The following is a 20,771-nucleotide window of genomic DNA, read 5'->3' as shown; positions in this document are numbered from 1 at the left end:
GATCCCTTCCTTGTGCTGCATCCACCAAGCGCTCATCGCAGCGGCCGACTCCGCGCAGCCGAACCGGGCGCGCCAGCCGAACTCATCCGCCATCCGCTTGACCGACATCGGCGCACGATCTCCACCGTGAAGCTTGATGAAGGTCTTCTCTCCGGGAGACGCGAGCCGACACTCCAGCCCGGGATGCAGGGCCGCAAAGGCCTCGCCCCATTGCAGCGCGGACCAGGCCGTGCCGCTGGAGATGTTGTAGAGCCGGTGGCACGGCCGCTCGGCTTCGATGAGCAGTGCCACGGCTTCGGCAGCGTCCGGCGCGTAGGTCCAATCCTTGATCCCCGGCGCAGGCAGAAGGGCCGACTCGCCGCGGGCGAGCGCAGCCAGAATCTGGAACTGGAGGCTCGGCGTATCGCGCACCGAGCTGGGTTTCTCCCACGGACCGAACAAGGCGCTCAGGCGTACGCTCAGGAAATCGCCGCCAAAGAGTTCGGCGTGGCGGGCGACTGATCGTTCCGAAGTGAACTTGCTGATGGCGTAGAACGAGACCGGATCGCAAGGCGTCTCCTCGTCCAGAATACCGACCCGTGCACCGGCGGCGCCGTAGGCCGATGCCGACGACAGATTGACGACGCGGCGAACGCCATGACGGATCGCGGAGAGCAGGATCGGGATCTGCGCCATCACATTGATTTCGAGCACGCGCGCGGTCGACACCCGCTCGAGCTCGTCCCCGGCGGTGACCGCCGCGCCGAGCACAATCGCGTCGCAGCCACCGGCGATGAGGGGGTCGATGGTGGCTGCGTCGGTGATATCGCCCTGCACGGCTTTGAGCCGTGCGCCGTAGTCGGCAAGAGATCGCTGCGCGGATGGCGGCAGCTCTGCGCGATCATACAATGTCACGTCATGGCCGCGCGCGAGCAACACCTCGGCGAGATTGAGGCCGACAAAGCCGGTGCCGCCGAAGATGACGATCTTCATCGGGAGCGTTCCACCGTCACAGCAGCTTTGCTCCAAAATTCCGTTCCGGATCCATGTCGGCGACGAGCCGGCCGGTGGACCTGGCCGCCTCGCCGCCGCTGCGTGCGAGGAACTTGCCGCTGCCGGCGCTCGCCAGGCACTTATTGCCGTCGACGATGACGCGGCCGCGCGAGAGCACCGACACCGGCCAGCCCTTGAGCTTCCGCCCCGCAAACGGCGTGTAGCCGGCAAGATCGTGCATCATCTCGTCGGCGATCGTGGTCTCGCGGTTGGGATCCCAGATCGCGATATCGGCGTCTGCGCCAACAGCGATCGAGCCCTTGCGCGGATGCAGATTGTAGATCTTGGCCGGTGCCGTCGCGGTCAACTCGACGAACTTTTCCAGGCCCAAGCGTCCCTTCGACACCATCGCGTCGAACAAGAGCGGCAGCCTCAGCTCCAGCCCCGGCAGGCCGTTGGCGACCTGCTTGAAGTTGGGATTGGGGCCGGCGCGCAGCTTGCCGGTCTCGTCAAAGCGATACGGCGCGTGATCCGACGAGATGGTCTGGAGATCGCCGAGCGACAGCGCCTGCCACAGCGCCTCCTGGTCGGCATGCGTGCGCGGCGGCGGGCTGCACATCCATTTGGCGCCGTCCGCGCCGGGCTTGTCGAGATCGGCGGCGGTGAGGAACAGATATTGCGGGCAGGTCTCGGCAAAAACCTTGAGCCCCTGCCCGCGCGAGTCGCGGATCACCTTGGCGCCTTCGGCGGTCGAGACAYGGAAGATCATGATCGGCTGGTCGATCAGCGCCGCCATGCCGATCAGGCGGGCGAAGGCTTCGGCTTCCGACACGCGGGCGTGGCTGACGGCGTGGTATTTCGGCATCGTGTAGCCGCGCGCGAGCAGGCGCTTCACCATCCAGGCGATGATGCCGTGGTTTTCGGCGTGCGCGCACAGCATCGCGCCGGACTGCCGCGCAGCGAGCAGGATGTCGAGCAGCGGCTCGTCGTCGACCTTGAGCCGGTCGTAGGTCATGAAGATCTTGATCGAGGCATGCCCCTGCTTCACCAGTGCCGGAATGTGCTCCTCGACCGTCTCCCTGGTCGCGTCCGCAATGATCATGTGGAAGGCGTAGTCGATTACCGCGCCCTTCTTCGCCAGCGCGTGATAGTCCTCCACCACCTGCGGCAGCTTCATGCCGACATGCTGGGCTGCGAACGGGATCACCGTGGTGGTGCCGCCGAACGCGGCGGAGACGGTCGCACTCTCGAACGTATCGGCATTCATGATGCCGGCCGCGGACAATTGCTCGATATGGGCGTGGCTGTCGACGCCGCCGGGCAGCACCAGCTTGCCGCGCGCGTCGATCTCGCGCTTGGCGGGCGGAAGGCCGCGACCGACGGCTGCGATGGTCTCGCCGGAGATGGCGACGTCGGCCTCAAACACATCGGTCGTGGTGGCGACGCGGCCGCCGCGAATGATCAGGTCGTAGGTGGGTTCAGTCATGAGGCACTCCGTGATAGCCTAAAGCCAGGTGATCGCCATTTCGCAGGAAGACCAGCATGTCCCGGCCGCGCATTCTCGTCATCAATCCGAACTCCAATCCCGCGGTGACGCAAGGGCTGGAGGATGCCTTGAGGCCGCTCGACTTCGAGCGCGGGCCGGAACTGGTCTGCCAGAGCCTGGCCGAGGGTCCATTCGGCATTGAAAGCCAGGCCGACGTCGACAGCGTCGCGATGCCGCTGCGCCGGCTGGTGGAAAGCGACAACAGCTCGGCTGCCTTCGTCATCGCCTGCTATAGCGATCCCGGTCTTCAGGTCTGCCGCGAGGGCACCGACCGGCCGGTGTTCGGCATCGCCGAGTGCGGCGTGCTGACGGCGCTGGCGCGCGCCGAGACGTTTGGCGTCATCGCCATTGCCCAGCGCTCGATCCCCCGACACATGCGCTATCTCAGGCAGATGGGCCTGACCGACCGCCTCGCCGGCGAACGGCCGCTCAACATGAGCGTTGCGGAAACCGCCTCGGGCGAAGGCACTTTGGCGAAGATGATCGATATCGGCCGCGCACTGCGCGACGAGGACGGCGCCCGCGCCATCGTGATGGGCTGCGCCGGCATGGCCCGCCACCGCCGCCCGCTGGAAGACGCGCTTCGTATTCCCGTGATCGACCCGACACAGGCGGCCGTCACCATGGCACTGGGTACGGTGCAGTTCTCGGCTCACTAGGCGTCCTTCAGCTCTTTGGCGTCCTGCCGCGCGAGCCATTGCGCATGGCTCTCGCGCACCAGCGCAAACGTGTCCCGCTGCGTCGTGTAGAGATTGCCGAACATGCGGCCGATCGGCCGGTAAGCGTCGAGATCGACATACATGTTGGCCTTATCGACGAGGCCTTCGCGGGCGTGAATCCTGAGCACCTCGCCGACCAGCAGCTCGCGATCGGGCGAGAAGGTCATCACGACGTGGCGACGGCATTCCAGCGCGAAGGGGGCTGCAGCAAGGCGCGGCACCTTCACGTCGACCGAGGGTAGCGTGGCAAGCCCGGTCGCGGCGACCTCGCTGTCGCCGGAGGGAAAATCGACCGCGCAGTCGTTCATCGCCACCGACAGCGCCTCGTCCACCATGTGAACCACGAACTCGCCGTCGCGATGGATGTTGCGGGTCGTGTCCTTCGGGCTGTGATCCGGCTTGTGCTGAAGCCCCAGCACGATCAGGGCGGGACTCTCGGAGAAGACGTTGAAGAAGCTGAAGGGGGCGGCATTGACCGCCCCGTTCTCGTCCAGCGTCGTCACCAGCGCGATCGGCCGCGGCACCACCACGCCGCAGAGCAGCTTGTAGCGGTCGCGGGGATCGAGCTCGCGCAGGGGAACGCCCGATGAGTCCTTGCCTGCCATCGGCGTCACTTCTCCGGCGGCGGCACCGCGCCGGTTTGGCTGGTGATCAGGCCGTAATGCTCGATACGGCGATGCCGGGCAAAATCGAAGATCGTGGTCTTGCCGAAAATGGTGGCATCGAGATCGCAAGCGTGAACCAGAACCTCGTCGTCCTCCGTCCTGGCCTCCGCGACGATCTCGCCATTGGGATCGACGATCAGGCTGCCGCCGAACAGCGGATGCCCGTCCTCGACGCCGGCCTTGCCGACCGCGACCACCCAGGTTGAATTCTGATAGGCGCCGGCCTGCACCGAGAGGCGATTGTGAAACAGGCGCTTCTCGATGCCCTCCTCGCTCTTCTCCGCATTCACGGACGGTGTGTTGTAGCCGATCAGCACCATCTCGACGCCCTGCAGGCCCATCACGCGATAGGTCTCGGGCCAGCGCCGGTCGTTGCAGATGGCCATGCCGATGATGCCGCCCAGCTCGCGCCAGACCTTGAAGCCGAGATCGCCCGGCTCGAAATAGCGCTTCTCCAGGTGCTGGTGGGAGCGCTTGGTGTCGTATTCCACGTGGCCCGGCAGATGGACCTTGCGATATTTGCCGACGATCTTGCCAGACTTGTCGGTGAGAACAGCGGTGTTGAAGTGATGGCCGTCGGGCGTCAGCTCCGCATAGCCGAAATTCATCGCCATCTGGTGCTGCGCCGCGCGCTCGAACAGCGGTTTCGTCGCCGCGCTCGGCATCTCGCGCTCGAACCAGTTGTCGAACTCGGCCCGGTCCTCCACGTACCAGCGCGGGAAGAACGTCGTCAGCGCCAGTTCCGGATAGACGATCAGGTCGGCGCCCTTGGCCTTGGCTTCGTCCATCAGCGCGATCATGCGCTTGACCACGGCCTCGCGGCTGTCGGCTTTCTGGATCGGGCCCATCTGGGCGGCGGCGACATTGACGATGCGCATCAGCGAATTCCTGGTGATCTCTTGGGAGAAGCCGCAGCTTCAGTGATTGTCCGGCGCCTGCAGCATAACGCAGCCGCGCACCGCTTTTCCAGCCGGGCGCACCTCATATGGTCCGCCCCCATTCGGCGTCCTGCAAAAGCCGCCAGTTGATCTTGTTGCTTGCGGTGCGCGGCAGGGAATCGACAAAGACCACGGCGCGCGGCACCTTGTAGCTCGCCATCGTGTTGCGGGCCCAGCCGACGATATCGTCCGCCGATGTCGTCGCGCGCGCCGCCTCGTCCAGCACCACCAGGGCCTTGACGGTCTCGCCGCGATAATCGTCCGGCGCCGAGACGATGCAGCATTCCCGGATGGCGCGGTTCTGGTACATCGCGGCCTCCACCTCGGCCGGCCACACCTTGAAGCCGCTGACATTGATCATCCGCTTGAGGCGGTCCACCGCAAAGAAATAGCCGTCGGCATCGCGATAGCCGAGATCGCCCGTGCGCAGGAACCGTTTGCCGGCGAGTTCGATGAACGCCTCAGCGTCGGCCTGCGGGCTGTTCCAGTAGCCTTGCAGCACCTGCGGCCCGTGCACGACGATCTCACCGACCACGTTGTCGTCCAGCTCGATCAGGCTCTCGGGGTCGACGATCCTTGCATCCGTCTCCTGCACGGCGATGCCGAGGCACTGCCGCTTCGGCGCCGCCATCGGGTTGAGGTGCGTCGGCGACATGGTCTCGGTCATGCCGTAGCCCTCGACGAAATCGAGACCGAAGCGTCCCTTCAGCCGCTCGGCCACCGCCGCCGGCATCGCAGCGCCGCCGCCGGTCAGCACCTTCAGCTTCGCAAAACACCGGTCGCGGAACCGGGCGCTTGCGAGGACGTCGACGATCATGGTCGGGGCTGCGTTCCAGAACGTCACGGCATAGGTCTCGAACAGATCGGGCAGCAGATCCTTGTCCCATCGCGCCATCAGCAACAGCGTGGCGCCCGTCACCACAGCCGCATTCATCGAGCCCTGCATGCCCGCGACGTGGAACAGCGGCATGAAACCGGTCATCACGTCGCCGCCACCGAGCCCATACCAGCGCGCCTGCAGCACGGCCGTGAAGAGCGCGCTGCGATGGCTATGCATGCAGGCCTTGGGCTTGCCTGTCGTGCCCGACGTATAGGGCAGGATCATGAGATCGTCCGGGCCCGGGGTCATTGCAGCGGGACGCAAGCCTTGCGCGATTACGGATAACCAGGAATGCCAGCCCGGCGACGATGGTACCTCCGCCGGCGCTTCGGTCACGCAGGACGGCAGCGTATAGGGGGTCGCGACCGGAACCTCGTCGCGATACTGCGCGACGATCGCATGCGCGATGGCATCGCCCACCAGCGGCGCAAATGTTTCGTTCAGCTCGCTGCCGATGATCGCGACCCTGGCGCCGCTGTCCGATGCCAAATACGCGATCTCGGCGGTCCTGCTCATGGGGTTGACGGGCACGATCACGGCGTCCGCCCGCATCACCGCGTAGTAGGCCATGACATATTGCGGCGAGTTCTGCAGCGCGATCATGACGCGGTCGCCGCGCTTCACACCGCAAGCACTCCGCAGGAAACCCGCCATAGCGTCGACGCGCTCGCGCAGCTCGGCGTAGCTCAGGCTTGCACCGTAAAACACCGTCGCCGGATGCGACGGCCGGTCGTTCGCCGCGCGCGCCAGCGCGTCGTAAAGCGTCCCCTCCGGCATCGCGAGATGCCAGGGCTCATCCGCCGGCCAGGCCGGCGAGCGATGGGGTGTTGCCTGGTCCGCGCTCACCCGTGCTCCTCGTCGGCAATATCGAGGCCGTGGTCGAGCGCGTCGAGCAGCAGCGTAGCCTCGCGCTCGGAGATGACCAGCGGCGGCGCCAGGAACAGTGAGGTCTGCTCGCCGCTGGTGCCGATCACCGCGCCGGCCTCCAGCGCTCGCTCCGCCACGCGCGAGGCGATCGGCACCTCCGTGGTGTCGGCATGCCAGGTGCGCCAATCCGGACCGTGCAGCTCGACCGTCCAGTGTAGTCCCTGCCCCGCCACGCGCTGCACGCTCGGATGTTTCTGCGCGATCGCGAGCAGGCGACGGGTGAACAGCTTTTCGAGGCTCGCTACATGATCCAAAATCCTGTCGTCGCTGACGACCTTCAGATAGGCGCTGACGGCGGCCATGCTGATGGGATGACCGCGCAGCGTGCCGTAATTCTGCCAGCTCGTGCCCTTCAGGCGCTCGACGATATCTTTCGACACCACGACCGCGGCCACCGCCGCCGCGCCGCCGCCGAGCGACTTTCCAAGTGTGACGATGTCGGGGCGGCTTTCGGCGCCCTGAAATGCGAACCAGCGTCCCGCGCGCCCCGCGCCGGTCACGACCTCGTCCGCGATCCAATACGAGCCGGCCTGCCGCGCGCAGCGCGCCACCTCGTCCTGATAGGCGCCGTCGTAATAGATGCCGCCTTGGGTGTAATCGATGATCGTCGCCGCCGTGTCGGAGAGCAGGCGCGGGGCATCCGCGAGATATTCGCTCGGCGGCGCATTGTTGGCCGGCGCGCCGTAGATCGCGCCATCAGGCGCTGGCAAAATCCGTACCGGCGCCATCGGTGCCGGCAGCTGCGAGCCGCCTGAGTGCACCGCGAGCCCGCCATGCCATTGCGGCTGCACCGTCATGCTGCGCGACAGGCCGGTGATGCCGTGATAGGCGCGTTCGCGCGTTGCCAGTGCCGAACGTTGCGTCAGCGCCTGGCACAGCGAGAGCGCCATGTCGTTGGCCTCACTGCCGCTGATGCAGAAGCGGACCGCGCCGACCCAATCCTCTTCACCCCTGAACGCGGTGGCCATCAGGTCGTCCGCGGCCTGCTCACGGCCGACCCAGGTCCACCCTTCGTTCACGACCGGCGTATCGGCTGCACGGCGGATCGCCTCCACCATCGCGGGATGACGATGCCCGAGACCGCCGCCGGTGTTGCTGCCGTCGATGAGCTTGCGACCGTCCGCGAGGTGAAAGTAGACGCCCTCACCGCCGACCACGGCCATCGGCGCGCTGTCGCCCGCATTCAGCCCGGTTCGCAACAATCTGCTCATCGCAATCCCCTCACTCCGCGGCCGCGGCGCCGTAGCCACCGCCGCCGCACATCTCGATCGTGACGAGATCGTCCTGCTGCAACACAAGATTTGATTTGCCGTCGATCGCAACGTTTGCGCCCTGCCGGAGCAGCGAGATGCGGCAGGCCTTGCCGGCCTCGCCGCCCTGCATGCCGAACGGTGCAATCACCATGCGTTCGATGCAGGTGGTCAGGTGCATCGAGGGTGCGAGGATGCGATAGGTGCGGACGGAGCCGTCACCGCCGCGATGAGCCCCCGCGCCGCCGGACCGCCGGCGAATGGCCTGCTGCTCGAGGCGGATCGCGTAGCTCGCCTCGATCACCTCGACCGGCGTGTTCGAGGTGTTGGACAGATGCACCCGGGTTGCCGAGATGCCGGCCCGATCATGCCGCGCGCCTTCGCCGCCGCCATGGACCTCGTAGAGCATCTTCCAGGAACCGTTCGGCCGCGGCTCGGCAAAGAACAGCACGCCCGCGGTGGTCGCCCCGCCCGCCGACAGGCGTTCGGGGATCGTGTGCTGCATGGCGCGGAAGATCGCATCGACGATGCGCATGGACGTCTCGTGGTTGCCGGCGGCAACGGACGCCATCCAGCCCGGCTCCAGGATCGAGCCCGGGCGCGTGATGATGGTCAGCGGGCGGAGCGCGCCCGCATTCTGGTGCATGTCGCGCCCGCTCATGATGCGCGCGGCATAAGCGACAGCCGAGCGCGCCATGAACGGCGTCGTGTTGCAGAAGTTCGAGACGCGGTCGCAGCTTCCTGACAGGTCGAAGGTTGCCTCGTCGCCTGCGATGGTGATCTTGACGTGGATCCGCGCCGGCGCGTTGTTGACGCCGCCGTCGTCGAGGTAATCCTCGCCTTCGTAGACGCCATCCGGCAGCGCGCGCAGCGCCTCGCGCATCTCGATCTCGGAGAGATCGTGCAGGCGCGACTGCGTCGCCGTGAAGACCGCCTTGCCGTGCTCGCGGCAGAGCTCGACGATGCGGCGCTCGCCCGCCTTGGTCGCCGCGATCTGGGCGAGCAGATCGCCCTCGCAGGACTCGGGGTCGCGAACGTTGGCCTTGAGCAGCTGCACGATCGGGGCGTTGACGCCGGCCGCAGTCGCAATCAGCACCGGCGGAATGCGCATCGCCTCCTGGAACGTGTCGATGGCTTTTGCGAAATAGCTGCCGGGCCAGGTGCCGCCGATATCGGGCCAGTGCGCGAGGCTGACCGCGAACGCCACGATCTCGCCGTCGACGAAGACGGGACGCACGACCTTGACGTCGTTGAGATGATTGCCGCCGAGCGCGCCGACATTGTAGATCAGCACGTCGCCGTCGTTCAGGGTCTCGATCGGCACGACCTTCAGAAGCTCCGGAACGGTGTAGGCCATTGCACCGAGGTGGATCGGGATGTCGCGGCCCTGCCCGACCAGACCGCCGCGGCCGTCCGTGATCGCCGACGACAGATCRCCGGCCTCGCGCAGCAGCGGCGAACGCGCCGAGCGCGTCATCACCAGGCTCATCTCTTCGGCGGCGGCGGAAAGCCCGTGCCTGATGACTTCGACGACGAACGGATCGAGCTTCATGCCGCCCCCCGCGTCAGGAACAGATTGCCGGTTGCATCGGGCCGCGCCTGCCAGCCGGGCGGTACCACCACAGTGGACCAGGCGTCTTCGATGATGGCGGGACCGCTGACGATGTCGGTCATTGCGGCGCGGTCAATGATCGCGGTTGCGATGTCGTGGAAACCGTCGAACGAGCAGGTACGCTGACCGGTGGACACTGCGCGGGTCGCGGTCGCCGGCCGGCTGACAACGGTCGTCGACGGACGACGCGCCTGCACACGCACGGATTCGATGACGCAGGGCTCGCTCGTCGCGTAGCCGAAGAGCTCGTGATGCCGCACCAAAAAGTCCTTCTTGAGCCTGCCGACGTCGAGCGGCAATGCGAACGGCACCGGAATGGCGTCGTTCTGCGCCGCGTAGCGCATCAAGGCCACCAGCTCGACCTGGATCTCCGCCTGCGCAACGCCGTTGGCAATGAGCGGCGCCGAGGCATCGGCGATCAACGTCCCGATCCGTTCCGACACGCGCGCGAGATCAATGCCATCGAGTGCCGCGCGAAAGGTCTGCTGCTGGAGGAAGCTGAAATCGGCGGTGAGGCAGCCCAGCGCCGAGAACGCACTCGATGCGCTGGGCACGACGACGGCTGCAATCCCGTAGAGATCGGCAAGGCCCGCGGCATGCATCGGTCCGCCGCCGCCGAAGGCGAGCAGCGTGCAATCGCGCCCGTCGATGCCGCGCTCGACCGTGACGCGGCGGAGCGCGCGGGCCATCGTGGCGTTCGCGACCTTGATGATGCCGAGCGCCGTCTCGGTCAGGCTCAATCCAAGTGCGCGGGCGATCGGGGCGATGACATCAGCCGCGGCCTTGATGTCGATCCCGATGCGGTCGCCGAGTTTTGTTTCGGGATTGAGATAGCCGAGCACCGCGTTGGCATCCGTGATCGTCGGCTCGGTGCCACCACGGCCGTAGCAGGCCGGCCCCGGCTCGGAGCCTGCGCTCTCCGGTCCAACCGTCAGGCCGCCCGGACCGTTGCGCACGATCGATCCACCGCCGGCACCGATGGAATGAACCGCGAGCATCGGCTGGCGCAGCGGCTTGTCGCCGAGCATGCGGCCGTCGGTCATCTCGGCCTGGCCGTCCACGATCAGGCAGACGTCGGTCGTGGTGCCGCCCATGTCGAAGGTCAGCATGCGAGACGTGCCGAGCTGACGCGCGATGCTGACGGAGGCCGAAACGCCAGCCGCGGGGCCCGACATCGCCATCACCAGCGGCCGCCGCTTCACCGCCGAAATCGGGATCATGGCGCCGGCCGAATGGAACACCTGCAAGCCGGGGCCGATCGGCAGCCGCTGTTCCAGCTCGCTCAGATATTCCACCGCGATCGGCATCGCGGCCGCGTTGAACACGGTTGCCGAGGTCCGCTCGTATTCGCGCGCCTCGGGATTGACCTCGTGCGAGAGCGAGACGTGGGCGACGACATCCTTGAGACGCTCGCCAAGCATCTTTTCGTGCACAGGGTTGGCGTAGGCGTGCAGCAAGGCCACCGCGACGCTCTGAACGCCGGTCCCTTTCAGCCACGCCACCAGACGATCGATCTCCGATTCCTCCAGCGCCTTCAGAACCCGGCCTTCGTGATCGAGGCGCTCAGCGAGCCCGAAACATCGTTCGGGCGGCACCAGGGGCGGCGATTTCGGCGGAATGTCGAGACGATAGAGATCGCGGCGACGATAGCGCGCGATCTCCAGCACATCGGCAAAGCCTTCGGTCGCGACCAACGCCACCTTCGGCAGCCGGCCCTCGACGATGGCGTTGGTGACGCGCGTGGTGCCGTGGACGAAGCGCTTGACCTCGCTCTTGCGCAGGCCCACCGCCTCGATGGCCTCGAGCATCGCCTGAACGGGCGCCTGCGGGCGCGACGGCACCTTCGCGATCCGTGCCTCCGAGCCACGCCGGATCGCGATGATATCGGTGAAGGTGCCACCGATATCGGTGCCGACTTCCCAGTGATGTTCGGAAGAGCTCATGTGCAGCGATCAGCTACGCGTGACGTCCGAACCGGACGCCGGGTCCTTGCCGTTCATCGCAACGTCCAATGCCGAAACCAGAGCGCTCATCATGCATCCCCTGTCATGCCACCGACCGAGAGCGTGCGACAGAGCGATGGGCACGGGATAGGGCCAGAGTTGTCGCAAACCACTAGACCAGCGCGCGAGCGACGCCGCGCACCGCGCCACCTGCTGCACGTTTTGGTGCAACGCTGCCCGCGGAGAGTGCACGTGAACGAGGACTGTTCCACGCGAGAAAAGTGCAGCGCACCACGGATTTCTCCGCACAATTCATGGCGCCTGCTGCACCGCAATCGGAGCGCTCAAAATCGTCTGTCTAATTTGCAGGCGATCGAACGGCACTGCGGGATATTCACCTGCCTATGAGCTATGCACGGCGGTCGCCTCTGCCTCTCTTTATTGTACGAACAGTCAGAGACGAGATGGCCGGGTCGGATGGTGCATTGCGGCGTCCGCTGCCGATGCAAGCCGCGATTCTCGCGAGCAGTGGAGATGCATCCTCGACGCGCAGCCGCCCGTATCCGAACACCAGGCCTTGCAGCGTCGGCTGCGCCAGAAAATTCTGCGACAGTGGCTGCACGTGGATGCCGGCCTGCTTCAGGACCGCGGCCGCCTCGCGGTCACTCATCCGCGTCCGCATCGTATCGGTGAACAGCGCCACCAGATGCAGTCCCGTCACCGCCGCGGACACGGTCAGATCGTCAGGCATCAGCGCGGCGATCGCGTCGATCAACGCCTTTCGCCTGACGGCATAGACCCGGCGCATCCCGCGCAGATGTCGCAGCAGATGCCCCTCCCGCATGAACTCGGCCAGCGCCAGCTGACCGACGCCGGAGGTATGGACGTCGATCCGCGCGCGGCCCCGGGAAAACCCGTCGATGAAATGCCTGTTGGCGACGATGTAGCCGAGCCGCAAGGCCGGCATCATGATCTTCGAAAAGGTGCCGAAATAGATCACCCGCCCCTCGCGATCGAGCGACCGCAAGGAGGCGATCATGCTGTCCTGATGCCTGAACTCCGAATTGTAGTCGTCCTCGATCACCCAGACATCGTTCTTGTTGGCCCAGTCGAGCAGCTCGAGGCGTCGCTCCAGGCCCATGCTGACGCCGAGCGGGTATTGATGCGATGGCGTGACCACGATCAGCCGCGCCCCCGGCGCGCGCCTGATCCCTTCCGAGACGACCAGCCCCTTGTCGTCGACCGGAACCGGAACGAGCTTTGCGCCGGCCGCCGTGAGCGCCCATCGCGCCTCGACAAAGCCGGGCTCCTCGACCCAGACCTCGTCACCGGGATCGAGGATCATTCGGCTACAGAAGTCGAGCGCGCCCGACGTGCCTGACGTGACGACAACCTCCTCCGGCGAGCAGACCAGGCCGCGCACCGAGCCGAGGAAATTTGCGATCTCGCTGCGCAGCCGCGCATGACCTTCGGGCGGAAGATCGAGGCACTCCTGCTCGCGCGGATTTTGCCAGGTCTGGCGCAGCAGACGCGACCAGTCCTTGAAGGGAAACGTCGAAATATCGGGCGCGCCGGGACTGAACTCCGACGGCCAGTTGGTCTCGTAGTCGAAGGCGAGCAGCGATTGCCAGCGCTTCGACATATGGGCGGGCGCGGCCGCGGGCGAGGCGACCGACGTCGGCTCCGCATGCGGTGTTGCGACCGATGCCACCATGACGCTGCCGCGCGGGGTCGATTCAAGATAGCCCTCGGCGTAGAGCAGGTCCCACGCCGTCAACACCACCGTGCGCGAGCAGCCCAACTCCCGCGCGATCTCGCGCGATCCCAGAAATTGCGTTCCGGCCGGAAAGACGCCGCGCAGAATGCAGCCCCGGATGTGGGCCGCGATCTGCAGGTGCAGCGGCACGGCCGAATTCCGGTCGATATGCATCCCCGCAAGGGATACGCGCTTGCTTGGGCGGCGTTCTCTGTCCATCACATGGAGGCAGCTGTTGGATCGGCCGGCGATGGCCGCCAGCGTCCCCTCAGGATGCGTCAAGAGCGGATTCGGGTCCAGCCCCGGCCGGATCGGTCACCCCGATCGTGTGGTAGGCGCGGCCGAAATAAATCAGATTGTCGGTGCAGCCGGATCGTTGCAGGGCCACGACGCGGCAGAACAGCACGTCATGCGTGCCGACATTGACGATATCGGCAATCCGGCAGTCGAACGCCGCGGCGCAGTCGGCCAGCACCGGCGCACCGGTTGCGAGTGTCGACCACGCGGCCGCGGCAAACCGTTCCTCGGCGGGCACCTTGCCGCCGAACAGCCGGGACAGCGGCTCGTGCCGGGCCGCGAGCACGTTGACGCACACCACCTCGTTGCGCGTCACGCTGGCATAGGCCGAGGACGCGCGGTTGATGCAGACCAGAAGCGTCGGCGGATCGTCGGTGACGCTGCAAATCGCGGATGCGGTGAATCCGGCGCGACCGGCGCTGCCGTCGGTCGTCACGATGTTGACGGCCGCGCCGAGACAGGCCATCGCATCGCGGTAGTCCTGTGGGGCCACGTCCTGCATCGGCGTCCTCACGCCGCAATGCAAGGCGCAAACGCGAGCTCGCGCAGCACCTGTGCCAACACGGAGGCGCCGGCGGCAACATGATTTGGCTCAGCCCATTCGTGCTCGACATGGCTTGCGCCGTCGCGGCACGGGATGAAGATCATCGCGGCCGGGCAAACCTTGGCGAGATGACGGGCGTCGTGACCGGCGGCCGAGAGGATGGCCATCGCAGGATGCCCCTGCTCTCGCGCGGCCTCCGCGATGCTTGCCCGCAGGCGTGCATCGAACGCGTTTGACGGCGCATCGACGAGCGGCGTCACCGTGACCGTGCAAGGTGCGGCGTTCTCCTGGCAAAGAGCAGCGATGCGCACGCCAGCGGCATTGAGCACCGCATTGTCAGGATGGCGCAGATCGATGCTGAAGCTGACGCGCGAAGGCACCACCGACGGCGCATTCGGCGTGACGGTGACCCGGCCGATGGTGAACTTGATGTCGGCATCGACCGTGCCGATCTCCGCATGGAGCGCGGTCGCCATCCGCGCAAAGGCCGCGAGCGCATCCCGCCTGTCCTGCTGCGCCAGCGTGCCGGCGTGTCCCTCGGCGCCCTCGACCACCACCTGAAACGTCTTCTTGCCCTGGATGCCAGTGACGACACCGATGGTGCACGCGGCCGCCTCCAGCAGCGGCCCTTGCTCGATGTGCAATTCGAGATAGGCTCCGGCCGCAAAGCCGAGCGACCGGTGCGGCAGATCAGGAAAAGCCTGGTGGAGGCTGGCGAGCGCTTCGCCGACGCTGATGCCGTCTGCATCGCGCGCGGCGCGGATGGCGTCCATATCGCGTTCGCCGGTAAAGGCCTCCGAACCCATCATGCCCGGGGCGAAGCGCGAGCCTTCCTCGTTCATCCAGGCAACGATGATGACATCGCGTGCCGGCACGTCACCTTGCTCGGCGAGCGAGACCGCCGCCTCCAAGGCCGCCATGACACCGGCCGCGCCGTCGAATTTGCCACCGGTCGGCTGGCTGTCGAGATGACTGCCGAGCAGGAGCGGCGGCGCGGCGCGATCGCGCCCGGCCAACGCCAGGAACAGGTTTCCCGCGGCATCCGTCGACGGCGTCAGGCCCGCCTCGCATGCCCAGCCGATGACGCGGCGCCAGGCGGCAATCTCGCCGTCACTCAGTGCCTGACGGTTGACCCCGCCGGCGGGCGTCGCGCCGATCTCAGCGAGCGCCATCAGGCGGATCCAGAGCCGATCGGCGTTGATCAAGGTGCTCGATCCCATCGACCTACTTCGTGCGCATGATCTGACCCGGCAGCGCGCGCGGATCGCGCGGCAGCCAGCGCCCGGCCTCGACCTGGGCAATGAACTCCGCGAGCAGCGCGTTGAACGCCGCCGGCTCTTCCAGATTGAGCGTGTGGCCGGTCTTGGGGAAGACGGAGAGACCGCAGGCCGGAATGGTCTTCTTCAGGAAGATGCCGGGCTGCAGACAATGATCGTCCTCGTCGCCGACGACGACCAGCGTCGGCACCATCATCTTCTTCAAGCCGTCCTCTAGATCGTAGAAAGACGGCCGCCGCGCCTGGACGCCGCGCATGGTGTTGGCAGCGCCGCGATCGGAATGGGTGGCGAGGCGATCGGCGAATTCCTGCCAGCCGCGCGGATCCTTGTTCTGGAACTGCACGCGGCTCGCGCCAAGCGCATAGATCTTCGAGAATTCCTTCGCGCCCTGTTTCTCGAAATTGTCGGCGACTTCGCGCGAGACGCCGCGAAAATACTCCTCGAACTCCTTCTCACAGCCATAGCCGGCGCCAGCCACGGTGAGTGACAAAGCGCGTTCCGGCGTGCGCAGGCCGAAATGCACCGTGCAGAAGCCGCCCATCGACAGGCCGACGATGTGCGCCTTCTCGATTCGGAGCGCATCGAGCACGGCGACCGCATCGTCAGCGGCGATCGCCTGCGAATAGGCCTCCACGCTGTCAGGCACATCCGACGGYGKATAGCCGCGCGCGGCGTAGGTGATGCAGCGGTGGCGCCGGCTGAAATAACGCAGCTGCGGCTCCCAGCTTTCGTGATTGCCGCCGAATTCGTGGATGAAGAGGATCGGCGTGCCCTCGCCCGCCTCCTCCACATGGAGCTTCACACCGTCTTTGGTGGAGATCATCGTCATCGGCATCATCCCTAGAATTGCGCCGGCAGGTCGTTGAGCGTGCGCGCTTGCGCAACCATGTCCGGCAGCAGCGTGCAGAGCTTTTCGACCCACGCCTGCGGCACGGAGGTGCTGATCTTGACGAAACGGTCGCCGAAGCGCTGCGTGTGATACGTGCCCTGGCGGATCATGATGCCTTGCCGGCGATAGCACTCGACCAGCGCCTCGGGACGGATGCCCGCCGCGATCGTCTCCAGCACCAGAAAGTTTCCGTGCGAAGGCATGATCGGCAGCGCCAATCCTTCAATCGCCGCAGCCGCCTCCTGGATCATCGCCTTGTTGGCCCGGTCGGTGCTTCGGACCTTCTTCATCCATTCGGCCTTGACGGAGAGCCCCGCCTGCGCCGCGCGCTGGGCGATGACGCTCGCGCCGAGCACGCTCGTGGACGTCAGCGCCAGTTCCTCGAACAGATCGGGAGCAGCGACCAGAGCACCGATGCGGAGGCCGGCAAGCCCGAGCCATTTCGAAAAGCTGGTCGAAACGACCGAGCCTTGCGGCGCCACGTGAAGCGCCGGCGTGTGGCCATCGGCGAAATCGCGGTAGGTGCAGTCGTGCACCAGCAGCGCGCCGCAATCGCGCGCAATCGCCGCAAAACTCTCGATCTCCTCGCGGGTATAGCGGATGCCGAGCGGATTGTTGGGATCGACGAGGTAGATGATCGCGGTGCGCTCATCGACATTCGCCTTCAACGCCTCGGGCGTCAGGCGGTAGTTGCAGGCCGGATCGTAGATCGGAATCTCGATTACCTCGGCGCCCTGCTGGCGCGCGAACAGACACGGCCATTTCCAGGTCGGATCGGTCGTCACCAGCGTCGTGCCGGGCTTGCAGCGCGCGCGACAGATCATCGCCAGCGCGTTGACGCCGCCCTCGGTCACCAGCGCCTCAGCGCCTGGTGTGCCGAGGTCGGCCACGATCGCAGCGCGCAGYGCCTCGAAGCCGAGCGGAGGGGCATAGGCGTTGAACTCGCCAGCCTCGATCGAGCGCAGCATCGCCTCGCGCACGGCGGGGTGGCTCTCGACATGGTTGGTGTTCTGGCCGAGCCAGTAGAGTCCCGGCGTCGCCGAGAGCTCGTCGAAATAGCGGTTGCGGACCAGTGCCGCCGATTGAGGCTTCGACATCGACGCCTCAGATCACCGAGCCGCGAGCGGCGATGCCGCCGTCGATCGTCACCACGGTGCCGGTGATGTAGCCGGACCTCGGCGAGGACAGGAAGGCGACGAGATCGGCGACCTCCTCCGATGTCGCCGGCCGCTTGCCGGGATATTTGTCGAACAACTCTTCCCAGCGGCTTTCGTCGCCGAGCATGTCGATCGCCTTGCGCTTCATGATCTTGAGCATGCGGTCGGTGGCAACCGGCCCCGGATTGACCGCGACGACGCGCACGCCGTGATCGAGGCTGCGGCCGCCGAGCGCCTTGGTGAAGGACATCAGCGCCGCATTGCCGGTCGAGCCCGCGATATAGCTCGCGTCCCAGTTCTCACCGGAATTGCCGATGATGTTGATGATGACGCCGTCCCTGCCCTTCATGCGCGGATAATAGAGACGCGACAGCGTGATGTAGCCGAACACCTTGAGATCGAAGCCGCGCCGCCAGGCCGCGTCGTCCAGGATTTCCAGCGAGCCGGCCGGGATGTCGCCGGCATTGTTGATGAGGATGTCGATGTCGCCGACCTCGGCCGCGAGCTTCTCCATCGCAGCCGTGCTCGACAGGTCGAGCGCGTGGATGGTGATCTTCACGCCAAAGCCGGCTTCGAGATCGCGCTTGGCCTGGAGCATGGCCTCGCCGTTGCGGGCGGCGAGATGCAAATGACAGCCCTCCGCGGCGAAGAGTTCGGCCACCGCAAGTCCAATTCCTTTCGACGCGCCGGTGATCAGGGCGGTCTTGTTCGTCAGCTTCMGGTCCACTCCGGGTCTCCAGGATGCAAGCTAGATATACAAGGTCTAGCAATTTGCATACCAAGCGACATCGGAGGTCATTCGAAGGCGGCGAGGAAGTCCAGAAGGTTGTCGCCGAGCAGGTTGACGTGGTCCCGCATGGAGCTGTGCGCCCGCTCCGGATCATGCGCCAGGATCGCCTGCATGATCGCCTCGTGCTCGCGGATGGTGTCGGCGATCCGGTTCGGCATGCGCGTCACCCGGCGGCGATACGCCGCCACCTGGTTGCGCAGCTTGCGGGTCTGCTCGGCCAGGAAGGTGTTGCGCGAGGCCTCGTAGATCGCCTCGTGGAATTCCTGGTTGATGTCGTAGAAAACGTCGATGTCGCCGGTTTCACCCGCCGTCACAAGCCGCTGGTGAATCTCGCCAATTTCAGCCCCCCAGGCCTGGGAAACGCGCCTTGCGGCGAGCCGCGCGCAGAGCCCTTCCAGCTCCGCCATGACCTGGAACATCTCGATCAGCGCCTGCGCCTTGATGCTGCGGACGGTCGCCCCTTGCCGGCCGCGCAGCTCGACCAGATTGTTGGCGGCCATCAGGCGGAATGCCTCCCGCACCGGCGTGCGCGAGACGCCGAAGCGCTGCGCGATCTCCTGCTCGTCGAGCCGGCTGCCCGGCTCGAGATGCCCCGCCGCGATTGCCCCTTCGAGCTTCAGGCGCAGGCTCTCGGCGAGCGTCATGCCCGGGCTGGCCGGCAAGGCTTCATGCCCATTTTTCACGCGTCTGCCTCCAGTATGTGCACCAATATCCGCCATCATGTTTCTCCAATATCAACATACGTATACAAAATGGCACCAATCTTCCAGTGAACCGGCCGATTTTCTCGCGGAGACGGGCGCAGCTCCGAGATATCCACCTTCGAACTCGCAAATCTTATGCCTGATTTGCCGAGAAATCGCACTGGCACACGAGTTGCTAAGAGATTTCGACGCGGCCCGCTTTCGTATGCGAATGGCCGCCGCCATTATACAAGGACATCCCGGTGCAGGCTGCCCGCCTCCCCCATCCCGGACCGGCCACCGAAGCCCCGCAGGCGCAACCGAAGCCTGAGCCGCTGCTCGAACTGCGTGCGATCAACAAGACCTTCGGTCCCGTCGCGGCGCTGTCGGGACTCCAGGCGAGCGTTGCGCCCGGCGAGTTCGTCACCGTCGTCGGCCCGAGCGGCTGCGGCAAGAGCACGCTCTTCAACATCGTCGCGGGCCTCGAGGAGCCTGACCCCGGCGGCATCCTGCGCTTCGAAGGCAAGAGCTGCCATTCGGCCGACCTGCTCGGCCGCGTCTCCTTCATGCCGCAGCGCGACCTGCTGTTTCCCTGGCGCAACGTCGTCGACAACGCCATCCTCGCGCTCGAGGTCGAGGGCATGCCGCGCGACCAGGCGCGCGCCAAGGCGCTGAAGATGCTGCCCGAGTTCGGGCTCGCCGGCTTCGAGAAGCAATATCCCAATCAATTGTCCGGCGGCATGCGCCAGCGCGTCGCCCTGATGCGAACCTTCCTGTTCGAACGCGATTTGATGCTGCTGGATGAGCCGTTCGGCGCGCTCGACGCGCTGACGCGGGCGATGATGCAGCGCTGGCTGCTCGACGTCTGGCAGAAATACCGCCGCACCATTCTCTTCATCACCCATGACGTCGACGAGGCGATCTTCCTCGGCGACCGCGTGCTCGTCATGACGGCGCGTCCCGGCTCGGTGAAGCTCGAACAGGTCGTCGACCTTCCCCGCCCGCGCCGGCCCGAGATCGTCACCTCGCCCGAATTCGTGCGCCTCAAGCGCACGCTGCTCGATGCCATCGAGGAGGAAAGCATGAAGTCGTTCCAATCCTCCATCGCGCAGGAGAAGACGCCGTGAACGCAATGTCAGCGCCGCAGGCCGCGCCGCGCGGGATCGAGCCGGCCGAGTGGGATGCCCGGATCAAGCTCGCGGCCTGCTATCGCATGGTCGCCAAGCTCGGCATGGACGACCTGATCTACAACCACATCTCCCTGCGCGTGCCCGGCCACGAGGACCAGTTCCTGATCAATCCCTACGGCCTGCTGTTCGACGAGATCACGGCGTCGAGCCTGGTGAAGATCGACACTGGGGGTAACAAGCTCGACGACACGCCGCAGGCCGTCAACGTTGCGGCCTTCGTGATCCATGCAGCGATCCACACCTCGAACCACGATGCTGTCTGCGTGCTGCACACCCATTCCGACGCGAGCGTCGCGGTCTCAGGGCAGGAGAAAGGCCTGTTGCCGCTCAGCCAGTTCGCGATGCGCTTCTACGACCGCCAGGCCTTCCACGACTACGAAGGCGTCGCCATCGACCTCGACGAGCAGGTTCGCCTGGTGCGGGATCTCGGTCCACACAAGGTCATGCTGATGCGCAACCACGGCATCCTCACCGTCGGCCGGACGCCCGGCGAGGCCTTCATGCTGCTCTATTATTTCGAGCGCTCCGCGCGGATCCAGCTCCAGATGCAAGCGGCTGCCGCGGCCGGCGCCAAGCTGGTGATGCCGCCACACGAGGTCTGCGAGAGAGCCGCGCGCCAGTTCTGGGAATTGCAGGGCGACATCCTCGTGCCCGGCGAACGCGAATGGCCGGCGCTGATGCGCCAGCTCGACCGCACCGATCCGTCCTACCGCAATTGATTTCCACCGCCTGGAGT

Annotated in this window: 18 protein-coding genes; 3 read left to right on the top strand and 15 right to left on the bottom strand. The window is 66.1% G+C overall.

What is annotated here, in order from left to right:
* Positions 1–972: NAD-dependent epimerase/dehydratase family protein (locus AC1D00_RS00715; RefSeq protein ID WP_477009329.1), on the bottom strand; the 972-nt coding region annotated here is incomplete at its 3' end.
* A 16-nt stretch (positions 973–988) separates the two neighbouring features.
* Positions 989–2,458, bottom strand: a complete 1,470-nt coding sequence (gene hydA / locus AC1D00_RS00710; protein ID WP_477009328.1) for a dihydropyrimidinase — start codon at positions 2,456–2,458, stop codon at positions 989–991.
* Between the two features lie 56 nt (positions 2,459–2,514).
* On the opposite strand from hydA, the gene AC1D00_RS00705 reads away from it, so the two are divergent.
* Complete coding sequence (locus AC1D00_RS00705; protein ID WP_404554615.1) at positions 2,515–3,177, top strand: aspartate/glutamate racemase family protein; 663 nt, start codon at positions 2,515–2,517, stop codon at positions 3,175–3,177.
* On the opposite strand, the gene AC1D00_RS00700 is transcribed toward AC1D00_RS00705, so the two are convergent.
* From AC1D00_RS00700 to AC1D00_RS00640, 13 genes are all read right to left on the bottom strand, one after another.
* The gene (locus AC1D00_RS00700; protein WP_404554613.1) at positions 3,174–3,842 is read right to left on the bottom strand and encodes a flavin reductase family protein; all 669 of its coding nucleotides are present in this window, start codon (positions 3,840–3,842) and stop codon (positions 3,174–3,176) included. The two genes, AC1D00_RS00705 and AC1D00_RS00700, sit on opposite strands and share 4 nt — an antisense overlap.
* 5 nt (positions 3,843–3,847) lie before the next feature.
* Positions 3,848–4,780: an N-carbamoyl-D-amino-acid hydrolase gene (locus tag AC1D00_RS00695; RefSeq protein ID WP_477009327.1), complete on the bottom strand. Its 933-nt coding sequence runs from the start codon at positions 4,778–4,780 to the stop codon at positions 3,848–3,850.
* A gap of 103 nt (positions 4,781–4,883) precedes the next feature.
* Positions 4,884–6,566 (bottom strand): long-chain-fatty-acid--CoA ligase, encoded by a 1,683-nt coding sequence (locus tag AC1D00_RS00690; protein ID WP_477009326.1) that lies wholly within the window; start codon positions 6,564–6,566, stop codon positions 4,884–4,886.
* A complete protein-coding gene (locus AC1D00_RS00685; protein ID WP_135172742.1) occupies positions 6,563–7,858 on the bottom strand; it encodes an aminotransferase class III-fold pyridoxal phosphate-dependent enzyme in 1,296 nt (431 codons plus the stop codon). The genes AC1D00_RS00690 and AC1D00_RS00685 overlap by 4 nt, the downstream gene beginning before the upstream one ends.
* Before the next feature lie 10 nt (positions 7,859–7,868).
* Positions 7,869–9,449 carry a hydantoinase B/oxoprolinase family protein gene (locus AC1D00_RS00680; protein WP_477009325.1) on the bottom strand — a complete coding sequence of 527 codons (1,581 nt, stop codon included), beginning with the start codon at positions 9,447–9,449 and terminating at the stop codon, positions 7,869–7,871.
* On the bottom strand, positions 9,446–11,452 hold the full coding sequence (locus tag AC1D00_RS00675) for a hydantoinase/oxoprolinase family protein (protein WP_477009324.1): 2,007 nt from the start codon (positions 11,450–11,452) through the stop codon (positions 9,446–9,448). The genes AC1D00_RS00680 and AC1D00_RS00675 overlap by 4 nt, the downstream gene beginning before the upstream one ends.
* Before the next feature lie 409 nt (positions 11,453–11,861).
* Entirely contained in the window at positions 11,862–13,358 is a 1,497-nt protein-coding gene (gene pdxR, locus AC1D00_RS00670) for a MocR-like pyridoxine biosynthesis transcription factor PdxR (protein WP_477009323.1), read from the bottom strand.
* 118 nt (positions 13,359–13,476) lie between these two features.
* Complete coding sequence (locus AC1D00_RS00665; RefSeq protein ID WP_477009322.1) at positions 13,477–14,007, bottom strand: flavin reductase; 531 nt, start codon at positions 14,005–14,007, stop codon at positions 13,477–13,479.
* A gap of 8 nt (positions 14,008–14,015) precedes the next feature.
* Positions 14,016–15,350, bottom strand: a complete 1,335-nt coding sequence (locus AC1D00_RS00660) for a Zn-dependent hydrolase (protein ID WP_477009321.1) — start codon at positions 15,348–15,350, stop codon at positions 14,016–14,018.
* Positions 15,274–16,155 carry an alpha/beta fold hydrolase gene (locus tag AC1D00_RS00655; protein WP_477009320.1) on the bottom strand — a complete coding sequence of 294 codons (882 nt, stop codon included), beginning with the start codon at positions 16,153–16,155 and terminating at the stop codon, positions 15,274–15,276. Before AC1D00_RS00655 ends, AC1D00_RS00660 begins: the two co-directional genes overlap by 77 nt.
* Positions 16,156–16,166: 11 nt before the next feature.
* Entirely contained in the window at positions 16,167–17,312 is a 1,146-nt protein-coding gene (locus tag AC1D00_RS00650; protein ID WP_477009319.1) for a pyridoxal phosphate-dependent aminotransferase, read from the bottom strand.
* 7 nt (positions 17,313–17,319) lie between these two features.
* A complete protein-coding gene (locus AC1D00_RS00645) occupies positions 17,320–18,099 on the bottom strand; it encodes an SDR family oxidoreductase (RefSeq protein WP_477009318.1) in 780 nt (259 codons plus the stop codon).
* Positions 18,100–18,167: 68 nt separating this feature from the next.
* Positions 18,168–18,845 carry a GntR family transcriptional regulator gene (locus AC1D00_RS00640; RefSeq protein WP_477009317.1) on the bottom strand — a complete coding sequence of 226 codons (678 nt, stop codon included), beginning with the start codon at positions 18,843–18,845 and terminating at the stop codon, positions 18,168–18,170.
* Between the two features lie 263 nt (positions 18,846–19,108).
* Here AC1D00_RS00640 and AC1D00_RS00635 point away from each other — a divergent pair, with 263 nt between their 5' ends.
* Positions 19,109–19,972, top strand: coding sequence for an ABC transporter ATP-binding protein (locus tag AC1D00_RS00635; RefSeq protein WP_404554592.1), 864 nt, complete (start codon positions 19,109–19,111; stop codon positions 19,970–19,972).
* Complete coding sequence (locus AC1D00_RS00630) at positions 19,969–20,754, top strand: class II aldolase/adducin family protein (protein ID WP_477009316.1); 786 nt, start codon at positions 19,969–19,971, stop codon at positions 20,752–20,754. Before AC1D00_RS00635 ends, AC1D00_RS00630 begins: the two co-directional genes overlap by 4 nt.
* The last annotated feature ends 17 nt before the right edge of the window (positions 20,755–20,771 follow it).

It is taken from the genome of Bradyrhizobium sp. P2_E8 (assembly GCF_056403875.1).
This window is presented reverse-complemented; position numbering and strand designations above follow the sequence as displayed.